Genomic DNA, 16,140 nt, shown 5'->3' on the forward strand with positions numbered 1-16,140 from the left:
ATTTAGGGCCTTGGTGTGCACAGCAAAAAAACGTTATTGCAACAGTGGTTTGAGGAAGCGGGCGGTATGTGATTCCGCATGCTCGGCCACCTGTTCCGGTGTGCCCGCTACCAGAATGGTGCCGCCGCCTGAGCCGCCTTCTGGCCCTAAGTCTACAATCCAGTCTGCGGTTTTGATCACATCCAGATTATGCTCAATCACCACAATAGTGTTGCCTTGGGCTTTCAGTTTATGCAGTACATCCAGCAGCATTTGGATATCGGCAAAGTGCAGCCCTGTGGTGGGTTCATCCAGAATATACAGGGTCTGGCCGGTATCGCGTTTAGACAGTTCCTTGGCTAACTTCACCCGCTGCGCTTCACCGCCAGACAGCGTGGTGGCGCTCTGCCCGAGTTGCACGTAAGAAAGCCCCACATCCATCAAAGTTTGCAGTTTGCGGGCAATGGCCGGCACAGCATCAAAGAAGGTGCGGGCTTCTTCTACCGTCATGTTCAGCACTTCATGAATGCTTTTGCCCTTGTATCTCACTTCTAAGGTTTCGCGGTTATAGCGCTTGCCTTTACACACATCACAGGGCACATACACATCCGGCAAAAAGTGCATCTCTACCTTGATCAAACCGTCACCCTGACAGGCTTCGCAGCGACCGCCTTTAACGTTAAAGGAGAAACGCCCTGGCTGATAACCGCGAGTACGCGCTTCCTGCGTGCCAGAAAACAGCTCACGGATCGGCGTAAAAATGCCTGTGTAAGTGGCAGGATTGGAACGCGGAGTGCGACCAATCGGGCTCTGATCGATATCCACCACTTTGTCGCACAGTTCCATGCCTTCAATACGGTCATAAGGCGCGGGTTCGTTGGCGGTGGCGCCGTTGAGCATCTTATGGGCAATACGGAAGAAGGTGTCGTTGATCAGCGTCGATTTACCAGAGCCAGATACCCCGGTGATGCAGGTCAGCAGCCCAATGGGAATTTCCAGATTAACATTCTTGAGGTTATTACCGCGGGCGCCATACAGCTTGATCATCTTGTTGGGATCACATGCAGTACGGGGGCCGGGCACAGTAATTTTTTGCTTGCCAGACAGATATTGCCCGGTAAGTGACTGCTCACATTGCATGATGGTATTCAGGTCACCAGCGCAGATCACTTCACCACCATGAACCCCAGCACCGGGGCCAATATCCACAATATAATCGGCACTGCGGATAGCATCTTCATCGTGTTCTACCACAATCACGGTATTGCCGAGATCGCGCAGATGGGTCAGGGTGCTCAACAGCCGTTCATTATCGCGTTGATGCAAACCAATGGACGGTTCATCCAGCACGTACATCACGCCCACTAACCCGGCGCCAATCTGGCTTGCCAGGCGGATACGCTGAGCTTCGCCGCCTGAGAGAGTATCGGCAGAGCGCGACAGCGTAAGATAATTCAGTCCAACATTGACCAGAAACCCGAGTCGATCCTGGATCTCTTTCAGTACCTTTTCGGCAATCTGCGCTTTCTGCCCATCAAATTTCAGCTCGGCAAAATAACGGCTGGTATGGCCGATAGACCAATCGGTCAGTTGTGGCAGGCTAACATCGCCGATAAACACATTGCGCGCTTCTTCACGCAAACGCGAGCCGCCACAGGTTTTACAAGGGCGGTTGCTGATGTATTTAGCCAGTTCTTCACGCACCGCGTTAGATTCGGTCTCGCGATAACGGCGATCCATATTGTTGAGGATGCCTTCAAATGGATGATTACGTATCACCACATCGCCACGGTCATTGATATAACGGAAGGCGATTTTCTCCTCCCCAGAACCGTGCAGCACAATATCGCGGATTTTTTCCGGTAACTCGCAAAACGGGGTTTCCACTTTGAAGTGGTAGTGTTCTGCCAGCGAGGTCAGCATCTGGAAGTAATAGAAATTACGTCGATCCCAACCGCGAATTGCACCACCCGCCAGCGACAGTTCATCATTGGTAATGACTCTTTCTGGATCGAAAAACTGCTGGACTCCCAGACCATCACAAGTAGGACAAGCGCCCGCCGGATTGTTGAAGGAGAACAGCCGAGGTTCCAGTTCCGCCATAGAGTAGCCACACTGGCTACAGGCAAAGTTAGCGGAGAACAGCAACGGTGCCGCTGCGGTGTTGTCCATGCTGACAACCGTTGCAATACCGCCCGAGAGTTCCAGTGCGGTTTCAAAGGATTCAGCCAGACGCTGTTGCAGATCGGCGCGGACTTTAAAGCGATCCACCACTACTTCAATGGTGTGTTTGACTTGCAGTTCCAGCTCTGGCGGATCGGAAAGGTCACACACTTCACCATCGATACGGGCGCGGATGTAGCCTTGTGCCGCCAGATTTTGCAGCAGTTTGACATGCTCACCTTTACGGCCTTGTACCACGGGCGCCAGCAACATCATGCGCTCACCTTCTGGCAGTGCCAGCACCTGATCCACCATCTGGCTCACGGTTTGCGCGGCCAAGGGTTCGCCGTGGGTCGGGCAGCGCGGCTCGCCAACGCGGGCATACAACAAGCGCAGGTAATCGTACACCTCGGTAATGGTGCCGACGGTAGAGCGCGGGTTATGGGATGTTGATTTCTGCTCGATGGAGATCGCCGGGCTCAAGCCTTCGATATGATCCACATCGGGCTTTTCCATCAGGCTTAGGAATTGTCGGGCATAGGCTGACAGGGATTCTACATAGCGGCGCTGACCTTCGGCGTAGAGCGTGTCGAACGCCAGTGAGGATTTGCCGGAACCAGATAACCCGGTGATAACAATCAATTTATCGCGGGGAATGGTGAGATTGATATTTTTTAGGTTATGGGTGCGGGCACCGCGGATTTCTATCTTATCCATCGCTGAAATTGCTGACTGCTGGCCGAAGAAAAAGACGATCAGTATCGCATAAATTGCCGCCATCTCCTAGTGATTGCCCGCTATTTTAACAACTAGCGAGCCGTCATGGCCTGGCGCTAAATCCCTATCAAAGTAACGGTTTTTAAACGCTATTCCGGTTCATCTACGGTACAATGTAACGCCTGCCGCAGGTAACACACCACTTTTTCCGCACGGCTGGATAAGGGCCATTCCTGACGGTGGATCAGCCATAGTGTATCGACCACGGATACCGAGGTTTCTACGACCTTAATGGCCTGTTGGTTGGCAAAAGATATCCGCGCAAAATGAGGCAGTACCGTAAATCCTAAGCCCCTGGCGACCGGCTCCAATAACAGGCTTACCTGATTGCTAAAGCCGGTGACAGGTAAACTGCTAATGCCGGGATTACCAGGAAAACAGCGGCTTAACAGGCGGGTCGCCATGGCGCGACCATCAGGATGATCGATAAACCCCAGTTGCATTAAGTCTTGCCAGTGTTCAATCGTTTTGTTGGCGGGGATCACCAACTCTAACGGCTCTTTGGTAAAACAGCTGGCATTGAGGCGGGCATCGTCCGGTTTGGTACTGGTTAAACCAAGCTCATAGTGATTACTCAACACAGCTTGCAGCACTTCGGTATCGGGAGCAAAACGGTGACGGATGATCAGCCCCGCATGCTGCTGTTGCAGATCTAATAACAGCGGATACAAGCGCAGACCGATACTGCCAGGCGAAACAATACCAATGTCACCGCAAGTGGCTTCCGCCTCCGTTAAGCGCATCTGTAAACGGTTTTCGGCCGTTTCCATCTCTTGCTGATAGTGCAGCAGTGCTACACCGGCGGGCGTTAGCTGCATCTCGCGGCCACGGCGGATCAACAAGGTGCCAAACTGCCGTTCCAGTTGTCGCATCTGCTGGCTGACCGCTGCTTGCGTAATCCCCAAACGTTCGGCGGTGCGAGTAAAATTTTTCATCTCACTCAGTGCCACAAATGTGCGTAACCACAGTGGATTAATCATAAGTAAAATTTATTGAAGCCATAATTTAATACCGGTTCATATTATAGTTATAACTTCCTAGACTGATACGATTAAATTTTTGGTATTGCATCCGTTGATGAGGTAGTTATGACTGCAATTTTTTCTCCTTACACCCTAAAAGGTGTGACACTGCGTAACCGTATTGCCGTGCCTCCTATGTGTCAGTACAGCGCTGTCAATGGTTACACCACCGACTGGCATGAAGCGCATTATGCCGCTATTGCTCGCGGCGGTGCTGGGCTGGTGATTGTTGAAGCTACTGGGGTTTCTCCTGACGGCCGGATCACTCCTGCTTGTACCGGACTTTGGGAAGATGGGCAGATCCAGGGGATGGCGCGGGTTGCCAAAGCGATAAAAGCTGGTGGCGCGGTTCCTGGAATTCAAATCGGTCATGCTGGGCGTAAAGCCAGTGTTAACCGACCTTGGGAAGGGGACGATCATATTCCGTCTGATCAGCCCAATGGTTGGGACACCATTGCGCCATCAGCCATCGCGTTTGGCGGTGGGTTATCCAAGGTGCCAAAGGCCATGACCCTTGATGATATCCAGCGGGTTAAAGCGGACTTTGTCGCGGCTGCCCAGCGGGCGCTTGCTGCCGGTTTTGAGTGGCTGGAACTGCATTTTGCCCACGGTTATCTGGCGCAGACCTTTTTTCACGTGCAGCTAATCAGCGTACAGATGCTTATGGCGGTGATTTTGCCGGACGTAGCCGCTTCTTACTGGAAACGCTGCAAGCCGTGCGTGAAGTTTGGCCTGAGCATCTGCCACTGACTGCCCGTTTTGGGGTGATTGAGTTCGATGGCCACGATGAAGAAACCTTAGCGGAGTCTATTGAGTTAACCCGGCAGTTTAAACATGCTGGTTTGGATATGCTCAATGTCAGCATGGGCTTCTCCACCCAGAACGCGAATGTCCCGTGGGGGCCAGGTTTTATGGTGCCAATTGCAGCCAAAGTCGGGCGTGAAGCCGAACTGGCCGTAGCCACTGGCTGGTGTCTTGATAATCCGTTAATGGCAGAAAAGGCCGTGGCAGATAAACAGATTGAATTGGTGATGATTGGGCGTGCCCATCTTGTTAATCCTCATTATCCGATGCAGATAGCCCAAGCTCTCGGCGTTGAAAAACCCGCCTCAGTGCTGCCAGAGCAGTATGCCTATTGGTTATCCCGCTATCATGGTTCGGGGACTGGTTCATCCCTGTAAGCGTGTGATATTGCCAGCAACACCCGCGCCATGCGGGTGTTTTACTCTGGCCACTGCGGTGTTGCAGCTTGGCTGATAAGGGCAATAACATTAACGCAATTTAATCAAACTATCTTTTTGATAACTCGCTAATTTATCTTTTACTACCGAATCGTGATCGCAACGGTGGGATTTCCCTTTGGGCGGGAAAAAGCTTCGTGTTAAACTGCACCTCCTTTCCTTAAATAAAACTGAACTCAGGGCAAAAACAACATGGCCAATGCTGGACTTTCCGGAACTGAGAAAAAGTCGCCTTCTCTTTAGCCAGTGTGTTTGGATTACGCATGCTGGGCCTGTTTATGATCATGCCGGTGTTTGCACTTTATGGGCAGCACTTACAAGGATTTTCACCACTGTGGGTGGGAATTGCCATCGGCGCGTACGGGTTGACACAAGCATTACTGCAAATCCCAATGGGGATACTGTCCGATAAAATTGGCCGCAAACCCGTGATCCTCGGTGGCCTAGTGTTATTTGCTATCGGCAGTGTGGTGGCGGCCATGTCCACTACAATTTACGGCGTGGTGGCGGGACGAGCCATACAAGGCATGGGCGCTATTGCCGCAGCGGTGCTGGCCTTGGCTGCCGACCTCACCCGTGATGAGCAGCGCACTAAAGTGATGGCCATTATCGGCATGTGTATTGGTGGCTCTTTTGCGGTTTCCTTACTGTTGGGGCCAATCGTGGCGCAACATCTGGGGCTCGCTGGCTTGTTCGCACTCACTGGCGTGCTGGCACTTGTTGGTATGGGGATCATGCAGCTGTTGGTGCCTAATCCGGTACACCATGCACCTGCGGGGATACTTCGGCGCAGGCCGGTAAACTGTGGCAGATGCTGAAAGATCCACAACTGTTCCGCTTGGATGCCGGGATTTTCTTGCTGCATCTGGTCTTAACCGCGGTGTTTGTGGCGCTGCCGCTGGATTTGGTGGACGCCGGACTTGTGAAAGAAAAACACTGGTTGCTGTATTTCCCGGCGTTTGTCTGTTCCTTTATGTTGATGGTGCCGATGATCATCATCGGGGTGAAACGGCAAAATACCAAACAGATGTTCCAGATAGCCTTGGTGATTATGGTGTTAGCCTTGGCGCTGATGGCATCCTTGCCGCACAATCTGGTGGCGTTGAGTGTCGCCGTTATTGCCTTTTTTACTGGCTTCAATTACCTAGAAGCCTCACTGCCAAGCTTAATCTCCAAGTTTTGTCCAGTAGGCGCTAAAGGCTCCGCAATGGGCGTTTACTCCACCAGTCAGTTCCTCGGGGCATTCTGTGGCGGCCTTTTTGGTGGTGGTGCTTACCAATGGTTGGGGTCTACTGGCGTGTTTATGGTAGCTGTGGTGCTGATGTTGATCTGGATTGGACTTACCTTTGGTATGCGTAATCCCAAACTGCTCAAAAGTTACACGCTGGAAGCCGCAGTTAAGGGACGTGAGCAAGCGCAGCAGATGGCCGCCAAATTGTCTCAACTTGAAGGGGTTGCCGAAGCTATTGTTGTGCTTGAAGAAAAGGTTGCTTACCTCAAGGTCAACGATCAATTCGATTTAACGGCAGCGCGAGCTGTGCTAGGCTCTGCCAATTAAGCTCAACATAAAAGATTAAGAATCGCAGGAGATTTTCATGGCCAGTCGTGGTGTTAACAAGGTAATTCTGGTAGGCAATCTGGGGCAGGACCCCGAAGTGCGCTATATGCCAAACGGCAATGCTGTAGCAAATATCACCGTGGCGACCAGTGATACCTGGAAGGATCAGCAGGGACAGCAACAGGAACGTACCGAGTGGCATCGTGTGGTCATCTTCGGCAAGCTGGCTGAAGTGGCCGGGGAATATCTGCGTAAAGGTTCGCAAGTATATCTGGAAGGTCGCCTGCAAACCCGTAAGTGGAAGGATCAAGGTGGTCAGGATCGCTACACTACCGAGGTGGTTATCGATATGCAGGGTAGCATGCAGATGCTGGGTGGTCGTCAGCAGAATCAAGGTGGCGCACCAGCGCAGGGCGGTAATATGGGCGGTGGTTATACTGCGCCTCAGGGCGGTAATCAGTATGCTGCTCCACAGCAATCCCAGCCACAGTACGCGGCACCACAGCCGTCAGCACCGCAGTACAATGCTCCGCAACAGGCGGCTCCGGCTTATCAACAGCCACAGCAGAACAGTGGTTATGCGCCTAAACCGCAATCGCAGCAGCGCCCTGCACCACAACCTCAGCAGCAACCACAACAGCAGCCACAGCAGAATTACACACCAGATCTGGATGATGGCTGGGATGATGATATCCCGTTCTAGGATGGGGTTGGTGAGTATTCACCGTGTCAGTTTCTATGGAAAAGCCACTGTTCGCAGTGGCTTTTTTGTCGGGTTAATCCAGACCCAAACTTTGTTTAGGGCGCCGCATATCATTCGATGTGAAGATAATCTCAGGCAGAAAGCTCAAATGCCTTGGCGGACATAGATGTCCAAGAATGGCCTCTCAGCTACACCATTTCTCAGCAACATCCTCGCGTCGCCAGGGTCGCGTTGTCTGCATTTGCGGAGTAATACAGCTCTTTTGCCCCATTCTGTGCTGCTTTGGTAATGGTGAGTTCCAAAGCCTATTGAGAAAATTTTAGTGATGCTACAGAGTAACGGTGGCGATTCACATCGTTCTATTCTGAGTCAAAGGAATAGGCTATGCCTATGCAAACTGCGTTTGCTAAAGTCGTGAGCTACCGCGCTCACAATGCGGCCAAAGGGCGATGCTCGTCCATCGCCCCTTGGAACCCCGAGGACGCCCCACGCCACTGACAACTCTTCGGTTTTATGCTGAAAATGGCTACACTCAGGATTCGCGTCCTGCTCAACCTTCGCGCTTCGGCATCCATGCCTCAGCCACACCATTTTTCAGCAACATCCTCAGCTGTGCCGAAGGGGAAATGGCGTTGTCTGCACTTGCGGAGTAATCACCTTTGCCCCATTCTGTGCTGCTTTGGTAATGGTGAGTTCCAAGTCTATTGAGCAAATTTTAGTGATGCTACAGAGTAACGGTGCGATTCACTGTTGGCTCAATGAGTGCTAGTTTTAGACAGCAGATTAAGTACAGCAACACCACATACGATTAATCCGATGCCAAAAAATCCCCATGCGTCCATTTTCTGTCCATAGACAATCCACGCAATCACAGTGACGCAAGCTACCCCTAAGCCAGCCCAAACCGCATAGGCAATGGCAACGGGTATCGCTTTAAGGGATAACGATAGGAAATAAAAAGAAATAACGTAGCCAAGGCAAACAACAAAGGAAGGAAGTAGTTTAGTAAAACCATCGGTAGACTTTAATGTTGTCGTCGCCATTACTTCACCGAGTATCGCAATAGTTAAGAACAGCCAATTTTTCACAAAAACACCCTTATGTAGGATTAGATCAAGGCTAAGTATAAGGAGCGTTGTGATTAAATATCAGTCTTGTTAAAACACTAAATATCTGTGCAATACTGCCCAGTTAAAGTCAGCGCAGTCTACCGTACCCATAGTAGTCATGAGTCAGTTGACTCATAGTAATGTAATAGAGTGACTATCGTAATGGGGGATTCATCGTTCCATTCTGAGCTGAAGGAATCTATGCCTATACTGCGTTGCTTAAGTCGCGAGCTTCCGCGCTCACTCTGTGGCCAAAGGGTGATACTCGTCCTTCGAACGACATCCTTGGCTCACGCTCATAAGCTCACTCATCGAAGATGAATATTTGCCCTTATAACCCCGAGGACGCCCCACGTCACTGACAACTCTTCTGCTTTATGCTGAAAATGGCTACACTCAGGATTCACGGTTTTCTATCCTTGAAAGCATCACCCTTGTCGATCCTGGCCTCACACATACAGATTCAAGACGTTGTCTCGTTCGCCCATGCTCAACCTTCGTCGCTCGGTATTTGCCGGGCAGGATGCCCAAATGCCGTGGAGCAGCCCAGTTCAGCTACTCCGCATTTCAGTAGCGCGGCTGGGGAGATTGGTGTCGTTTACATCAAATTTAATTCAGGGTTATTTTCCAATGTTGGGAGCGCACGACATAGTCGCATGTTTGCCCGAAAGTGAGTTAGCAGGGTGTTGGTGGAGCAAGCAACAAACGGACTTTATGCCCCAAAAATTCTCATCTATATACCGTTTAGTGGAAGTTTCCAGCCATGTGTTAAAACTGGATAGATATACTGTATCGTCCAGATGTCGCAAAATAGGCAGATTTCAGACATTTCGACGTATTTTGATGTACGAATCATTGCTCAAAAAATAAAAATATTTTTATTTATCAAAAGAATGTCAGTAATATCTCTTTATGTAAATTCACGAATTTGGACAAAATGTCGGAATTAAACACGACATTTTGTCGTCTAATACACTGTTAGGCTTTATCTATAACCAGAGGTCGTAATGGAAATCAGGAAGGGTTCAAGTAGTGATCTACGCTGGATAGTAAAATTATTAAAAGAAGGCGCTAGAGACGGACATTTTTTACCAACAATGCAAATGCAAGCCGAAGGTTATTTAAACTCTGTTATTGAGCATGGTGGAGTTCAGATGATCAAACTTCGTAACAGTATTCAAGCTCCAGTATTTGTACCAATGGAGTTGTCTGTAGCTGAAATTGATGGCTCTCCTTCGTCATTTCTTGTTTGTTGCAAAGAAAATAACGAAGTTGAAGTTCATTTGGCTGGAACAAAAACGCCTTTCAAACAAAAAGGCTGTTTTACTTATTTAGTTCAAGACACTATTTCTAAAAATCAAAATAGTAAAATTTATGCTCGTTGTTACAGAAAATCATCAATAGCTATCGACGCCTTAAAAAAGCTAAATTTTGAAATTGCAGCTGGCGGTGATCCTATTGAATTGGTTCATACTAAAATAAAGCCTAACAAGCAAATCAACGGGACTCGAAAAACTTGGCTTTCCTCCCTTTGGTCGTCAATTGTAGCCAAGTTTTCTTAGCCCGTTATTTGGTCGTTATGTACTAGGAGTAAAAAGTGACAAACAAGTATTTTTTGGATGAAAGTGGAAATACAGGCGATTTAGTAAAATTACCTGCTGATATTAACTTTGCTAATCAACCATTTTTTTCGCTATCTTGCGTTAAGGTTGAAAGCTGTGAAGATCTAAATGAATACATAGAAGCCTTGAAGAAAAAACATAAAGTTCAAGGTGATGAGTTAAAATCAAAAAATTTGTATAAGTCTAAACCAAAATTTATAATTGATTTGTTTCATTACATAAAACAGGAAAATCTTCCTTTCTATGTTGAAGTTGTAGATAAAAAATATTGTATTACAACTTCGATGGTTAACCACCAAATTGTCCCTCCATATTTTCAACAATTTGATAATGAGCAGCAGGCTATTGGTTTTGGAAATGAACTGGCTGACTATTTGGCCGAGCATTTACCTTTAAAGTGTTATGATGCATTTTTGAAGCATGTATAGATAAATCTGAATCAAAACTTCTTAACTCAATGAAAGAGTTGAGGAATTATTTCAGAAGTAAGGAGTGTACATTCCAATATAAGAGCAAAGCTCTAAATTGTGTACAAGAAACCATCAAGTTTTATCACAATAATAAATCGCATAAGGCTGATTTAGTTAAAAATTTAATTCCAATACCAGATATAAGTAAAAGAGGAAGTGATATTCATCTTCTTCCTCATGTGCATTGCTGGTTTAATATTATGGCTAAAGTGAACAAACACCACAAAGGAGATATGTCAGATGTTGCATTCTTTCATGATCAGCAAGATCATTTTGATGATATTTTAGTATATTGTACCGAACAAATTAGAAATTTTAGTGGTGAAAATCAATTCGATCCTACAACTGACTTTAATATAAAGGATGAGATATCTATTCATTTTCCTGACTCTAAAAAAGTATCAGGAGTTCAATTGGCTGATGTATTAGCAGGATTTATGTCCAGATATGTTATGGATTTCATTTATAATGATGACGTAATTGATGATGTGTATCATGATGTTTTTGCGAAACTGTTAGAGTCTTACAATCCCAAAGTGAACAATTTTAGTGTTAACTTTGTTCTTCCTATTAGTAGAAGAAATAAATTGTTCAAAAAATTTAAGTTGTAAGCGTACATAACAAATTGCTTAAGCCGACTGCTAACGCGTGGCATTTTCAGTTCCAAAAAGTTTTGTGCTTACAGTGCATTGCTGTAAGTTAGGTATTGCGTTAGCAGCAGCTTAGCAAGGCGCTGGGGGATCCCCTCATAATTCAGGCAATGCGGTAACGTGAACTCTCCGGATGTAATAAGTTATTGCCCATCGAATTTCAGAGATTGCAACGGGGTAATTCTGCCGTCGTTTTCTAACTTCTCTACCTAGTCTTATTAGTGATAGGACCGGACGGTTCCGGATAGTATTAGCCTGAAAGTCGCGCTGCCAATTATGCTTATGCGCAATTATTCCAATAAGCCTTAGTAGCCATTCGGCAAGCATTGCAATGAGCAACAGGATATCGAACCGTTTAGGGCAACGTGTTCTGCTGTGACGCAATCCTAGTCCGTATTGTGGGCTTTTAATATCGCGGAAGCTTTCTTCTATTTGCATTCGCTTGGCGTAGAGATTGACGAGTTTCTTTGATGTCAGCGATTCTGCGGGGATATTCGTTGCGAGTAGCCAGGGCTCTTTACTGCTGTCACGATAATTTTGTTGTGCATTGTGATGACGCCCTGCTTTGGAGGAACGCTGGTCTTTACGTCCTTTGGATTTAGCTTTAAACAGGTGTAAACAGGCTTTAATGGGGCTTTTCCGACCCAGATCACCCATACCGAGATAACGTGCTCTGGCGTTGGCAGAAGGATAAAAGGACTTGTTGCTACGCCATTTGGACTGACCATGTTCACGAAAGCCGACTTCACCACGGACACGTCCAAGCCAGAACCACCCAAGTTTTTCAACTTCACGAAACCAAGTGTTGCGATAGCCCGCATCGGTGATTATTAGAGGACAACATCGTTCAGGCAATATGGCAGCCAATTCTCGTAGAAAGGGATTGTGACTGACCGGGGAATTGTATTGAGAAAATGGAAATACCCGCTCATAGAGGATGACTGAACGCCCTTCAAAGCTCACAGAAGCACGCAAGGTTTGATGGCGCATCTGTTCTCTTACATCAGACCAATCAATAAGAATTATCGGCATCGGATTTGCCCCGCAGAGCAGTTGGGCATGCCACCGATAAATATCGAGTCTTTCGTTGTGCAACGCGCGATTACCAAGCAATCGGTCGATACGTTTAATGTTGTGCTTAGCCGCAACGGGTCCAGTGATATTTCGGCCCAGTTCGGTAAGAGAAAGTTGCTGTCCATCAAGCAACGATTGCACAGCCAACATCAGAGAGGAAAGCCGTTTATGATACAAATTAGCGCATTGATTTTTAAGCAAATCATGTAAGATAGAGATATCACGCATGGTGTATTGTTCTGGTATGTTTTTGGCGAGATGAATTAGATCAAATTGCACCATGCGTGTCTATATCATTGAATCTGCTTTAATTTATGAGGGGATTCGTTAGACGCGGGCGTTATATGGTCAGTTACTGATACTCACGAATTGTAAGGACTTTTATGAAAGTTGCATTCATCATTTTCGATCAGATGACCACATTGGACCTGATCGGAGCCTATGATCCGCTAACCCGTTTGAAATCTATGAACATTCTTCCCGAGTTCGAGTGGGATATTTGTTCATTCACAAAAGAGGTAACCGACGATAAGGGGCTACGGCTTTTTCCTGACAAGGTTGGGGAAACATTGGTTGGGTATGACCTTATCTTTGTGCCCGGTGGTTTTGGAACTCGTTCCCTTCAATTTGACCGTGGTTTTACGGACTGGTTGAAAACGGGCAGTTCTGCGAAATTAAAGGTTTCGGTTTGCACCGGGGCTCTCCTATTGGGTTCAGCCGGGTTTCTTGCCGGAAAGCGTGCGACAACCCACCCGAATGCGTTTGGTGAGTTGGAGACCTATTGCGACACTGTAGTTGACCAGCGCGTGGTTGATGAAGGTGATGTGGTGACTGGAAGGGGCGTGTCGTCATCTATTGATTTAGGCCTCTTTCTTGTTGAGCGATTGGCTGGTGTGGACGCCCGAATTAGAATTTCGAAACAAATGGACTATCCATATTGGTGTGGGAGTTAAGGAACCCCATATAACAAGGTAAATTAACTCGGATGCAAATTCCGCTGCGCTCCATTTGCACCGGTTATTTGCAGCATTGATATGATTCCCTCTGTCAATAGGCACATAGCTTTCTTGTCCAGAAGCCTTGTCTGGCCAGAAAGAACCTGAATGAGTGATCTTTGGCAAATCAGTTTCGGCGGTTGACCTTGCTCTCTTCATTGCCAATAAAAGTCGCGGGTTTGGTTATCCGCATGACTTGTTTACGCCGTTGGAGCCTTGCCTCTGTCTAGAGACGCGAGTTGATATCGCTTAACGCTGTCGAGGGTTGCTCGCACCGCTGCCGCCAATCGCTCTCATTCAGGTTGCAACTTTTACCTGCTTTACCGCTTAGATAGTACGCTGCCAAAGTGGTGTTTGCTGTATCCAGTTGTGGCCATTGAGACCGCTATAGTTGCAGCGGTCTTCTGTGTCGCTGAAGACTGATGGGCTGTGACTCATAAGTCACGGCTATCGATTAGCTTTCTGCGTGTTTGAGGGCGGGCAACAAAATATGGTCCAGTAAGGTGCCATAGTCTTCTTTGCTAAAAACGCGGTGCTCGATGCGACTGTGATAGGCCACCATGGCGACAATTATTTCACACGCCATATCAATATCTGCCTGAGGCGAAATTTCCCCTCTCTCTTGAGCCCGTAGCATCAATGTTCGGTTGAGTACGCTCCATGGCTCGAAAATTCCCTGCATGGCATCTTCCGCTATTTTCTGGTAACCCGCGTAGAAAGACCCCAGCCCCGCAAGTACCTTCAGTTTTCGCTCGCTATATTCTAGTGAATGCGGCTTGAGCAGCGCCATCAGGTCGTTTTTGAGTGTCCCTGTATCGGGGAGATGTTCGGTATTAAGGGAATTTCGACTCATGTGAACCATGGCATCACGTACGAGTTCCGCTTTGGAAGACCAGCGACGATAGACCGTTGCTTTACCTACTTTTGCCTGGGTGGACACCATATCCATGGTCATACCATCAAAACCCGCTGCGGCGAGGATATCGATAGCGGACTCAAGAATAGCCTCATCCAGTTTGTGATTGCGTTTTCGCCCTACTGTCGCTGTGGCTTTTTCTGGGGGAGTCATGCATGCCTCTTTTAATTCGATACTTGTTAGTTTCGAAACTATAATGTATCGTAATTGTGTTTGTTACTAAAAATGCTTTCTAAACATTCATTTTTCAGCCGGAGTTTACCACATGAAAACCGTTATGATTACCGGATGCTCTTCAGGGTTTGGCCTTGAAATTGCCAAGTATTTCCTTGCGCGCGATTGGCAGGTCATCGCGACTATGCGTACCCCTTGCGATGGTATTTTGCCCAATTCTGATAGACTAAGGATCCTGCCTTTGGATGTTACTGACATCGATTCAATCCATAAAGCGGTTGCAGCTGCGGGGACAATTGATGTGCTAGTGAATAATGCCGGAATTGGTTTCTTGAATGCATTGGAGGGGACGCCACTACAAAAAATCCGCGAGATTTTTGAAACCAACACTTTTGGCACTATGGCAATGATTCAGGCGGTATTACCGCAATTCCGCGCGCAGAAATCCGGTGTGATTGTGAATATCACATCCAGCGTTACTCTGAAATCACTGCCACTCTTATCTATCTATACGGCGAGTAAGGCGGCAGTGAATGCTTTTACAAAGTCGCTCGCGTTAGAGCTAGCACAATTTAACATTAGGGGCGGGGCGATATTACCTGGCCGTGCTCCAAGTACACGTTTTGGCGAAAATGCCAGTGTGCAAATGCTGGAATTTCCAGAGCCATACTTGGCGTTAACTCAGGACGTATTTTCTGGGTGGCAAGAATCGACTGAACCTGTCACTTATGCTGAAGATGTTGCCAAGGCTGTGTGGCACCTAGTCAATACGCCGACTGCGCCAATGTTGTTACCCGCAGGGGCAGATGCTATTGCATGGGCAGGAGCGGCAAACCTAGAGATGGTGTAATGACGGGATTGTCACTGCCAATTACTAAAGGTGGTGACAACGCACTTCTCATTTTGCTGTGCCTGTATTGACGGTTGTTTGCTTGGCCTAAGCGTTTGTTGTTGCTGATGCTGTACCGCGTGCACTTCTCGTTAGTCGCAACGGCGTGGCCTGTAGTGTAACTGTGGTATAACGGTATGCATCAACCAGGTGTTAAGGCCATTGAGATAGAGCATGACTGCTGCGGTCTTCTGTGTCACTGATAACGGGGATTGATGGTAATTGGCTAAGTGCTCGTGGCGCGATTAGCTCAAGACGATGATTCAGGGTCGTTATTGTTTTCAAAAGCGTCCAAGCGTAGTTGCAAGCGATCAAACAAGGTTTTTATCACCTCGATTTCATCGTCATTGATGTCGATCAGCATGGTTTCTTCGAAACGGCACAGTTCGCCACGGATACATGCCACCCGCTGCTCGCCTTTCTCCGTCAGGAAGAGTTGTTTGGAGCGGCCATCGGCAATATCACGCTTGCGTTCTACAACGCCGTCACGTTCTAGTGCGTCAATAACGCGCACTAGGCTAGAACTGTCAACGCCTACTCTCAATGCGAGTGCTTTTAGGGTAAGTCCTGGGCATTCGTTGAGGTGCACCAGTGGTACCCAGGTGGTATCGGTGAGGCCGATTGACGTTAACTGAGTTTGCATCACCCGGCGCCATTGGCGGGCGATCAAGGAAAAATGCAACCCAAAACGGGAGCGGGTAGTGGTAAATGTTGTCATGGGGCCATTATTAACAACTGGGGTTGGAATGTAAATCGAATAAGAGTAAGCGGAGCAAGGTCGTCATGTTTGGCATCGTA

At 47.9% G+C, this 16,140-nt stretch carries 12 protein-coding genes and 2 pseudogenes; 8 read left to right on the forward strand and 6 right to left on the reverse strand.

Translation table 11 applies throughout. The annotated features are described in order from the left end of the window. Positions 1–33: 33 nt before the first annotated feature. Both uvrA and KHX94_RS11615 read right to left on the reverse strand, forming a co-directional pair. Positions 34–2,859 carry an excinuclease ABC subunit UvrA gene (gene uvrA, locus KHX94_RS11610; RefSeq protein WP_213683423.1) on the reverse strand — a complete coding sequence of 942 codons (2,826 nt, stop codon included), beginning with the start codon at positions 2,857–2,859 and terminating at the stop codon, positions 34–36. Between the two features lie 149 nt (positions 2,860–3,008). Continuing rightward, positions 3,009–3,899, reverse strand: a complete 891-nt coding sequence (locus KHX94_RS11615) for a LysR family transcriptional regulator (protein ID WP_213680761.1) — start codon at positions 3,897–3,899, stop codon at positions 3,009–3,011. A 108-nt stretch (positions 3,900–4,007) separates the two neighbouring features. Between KHX94_RS11615 and KHX94_RS11620 the strand changes: the two are divergent. The 3 genes and pseudogenes from KHX94_RS11620 (at position 4,008) to ssb (ending at position 7,443) form a co-directional block, all read left to right on the forward strand. Continuing rightward, positions 4,008–5,122 (forward strand): annotated as a pseudogene (locus KHX94_RS11620) (NADH:flavin oxidoreductase/NADH oxidase). Between the two features lie 252 nt (positions 5,123–5,374). Beyond that, positions 5,375–6,740: pseudogene (locus tag KHX94_RS11625) on the forward strand (MFS transporter). A 37-nt stretch (positions 6,741–6,777) separates the two neighbouring features. Beyond that, on the forward strand, positions 6,778–7,443 hold the full coding sequence (gene ssb / locus KHX94_RS11630) for a single-stranded DNA-binding protein (RefSeq protein WP_213680762.1): 666 nt from the start codon (positions 6,778–6,780) through the stop codon (positions 7,441–7,443). Positions 7,444–8,198: 755 nt separating this feature from the next. Here the strand turns inward: ssb and KHX94_RS11635 are convergent. Then, complete coding sequence (locus tag KHX94_RS11635) at positions 8,199–8,531, reverse strand: DMT family transporter (protein WP_213680763.1); 333 nt, start codon at positions 8,529–8,531, stop codon at positions 8,199–8,201. 1,028 nt (positions 8,532–9,559) lie between these two features. Here KHX94_RS11635 and KHX94_RS11640 point away from each other — a divergent pair. Genes KHX94_RS11640 through KHX94_RS11650 form a run of 3 tightly spaced genes read left to right on the forward strand, consistent with a single transcriptional unit; the run spans position 9,560 to position 11,255 of the window. Further along, positions 9,560–10,114 carry a hypothetical protein gene (locus tag KHX94_RS11640; protein ID WP_213680764.1) on the forward strand — a complete coding sequence of 185 codons (555 nt, stop codon included), beginning with the start codon at positions 9,560–9,562 and terminating at the stop codon, positions 10,112–10,114. Positions 10,115–10,149: 35 nt separating this feature from the next. Then, positions 10,150–10,602: a DUF3800 domain-containing protein gene (locus KHX94_RS11645; protein WP_213680765.1), complete on the forward strand. Its 453-nt coding sequence runs from the start codon at positions 10,150–10,152 to the stop codon at positions 10,600–10,602. A gap of 29 nt (positions 10,603–10,631) precedes the next feature. Next, positions 10,632–11,255, forward strand: coding sequence for a DUF3800 domain-containing protein (locus KHX94_RS11650; protein WP_213680766.1), 624 nt, complete (start codon positions 10,632–10,634; stop codon positions 11,253–11,255). Between the two features lie 135 nt (positions 11,256–11,390). Here KHX94_RS11650 and KHX94_RS11655 read toward each other — a convergent pair whose 3' ends face one another. Beyond that, positions 11,391–12,596, reverse strand: coding sequence for an IS4 family transposase (locus KHX94_RS11655; RefSeq protein WP_213683424.1), 1,206 nt, complete (start codon positions 12,594–12,596; stop codon positions 11,391–11,393). 155 nt (positions 12,597–12,751) lie between these two features. Between KHX94_RS11655 and KHX94_RS11660 the strand changes: the two genes are divergently transcribed. Beyond that, positions 12,752–13,321 (forward strand): DJ-1/PfpI family protein, encoded by a 570-nt coding sequence (locus KHX94_RS11660; RefSeq protein WP_133040172.1) that lies wholly within the window; start codon positions 12,752–12,754, stop codon positions 13,319–13,321. Between the two features lie 496 nt (positions 13,322–13,817). Here the strand turns inward: KHX94_RS11660 and KHX94_RS11665 are convergent, their stop codons facing one another. Continuing rightward, the gene (locus tag KHX94_RS11665; RefSeq protein WP_213680767.1) at positions 13,818–14,432 is read right to left on the reverse strand and encodes a TetR/AcrR family transcriptional regulator; all 615 of its coding nucleotides are present in this window, start codon (positions 14,430–14,432) and stop codon (positions 13,818–13,820) included. A 112-nt stretch (positions 14,433–14,544) separates the two neighbouring features. Between KHX94_RS11665 and KHX94_RS11670 the strand changes: the two genes are divergently transcribed. Continuing rightward, positions 14,545–15,303 carry an SDR family oxidoreductase gene (locus tag KHX94_RS11670; protein WP_244859120.1) on the forward strand — a complete coding sequence of 253 codons (759 nt, stop codon included), beginning with the start codon at positions 14,545–14,547 and terminating at the stop codon, positions 15,301–15,303. A 289-nt stretch (positions 15,304–15,592) separates the two neighbouring features. Here the strand turns inward: KHX94_RS11670 and KHX94_RS11675 are convergent, their stop codons facing one another. Beyond that, positions 15,593–16,060 (reverse strand): MarR family winged helix-turn-helix transcriptional regulator, encoded by a 468-nt coding sequence (locus KHX94_RS11675; protein WP_213680768.1) that lies wholly within the window; start codon positions 16,058–16,060, stop codon positions 15,593–15,595. Between the last annotated feature and the right edge of the window lie 80 nt (positions 16,061–16,140).

The organism is Shewanella dokdonensis (assembly GCF_018394335.1).
Lineage (GTDB): Bacteria > Pseudomonadota > Gammaproteobacteria > Enterobacterales > Shewanellaceae > Shewanella > Shewanella dokdonensis.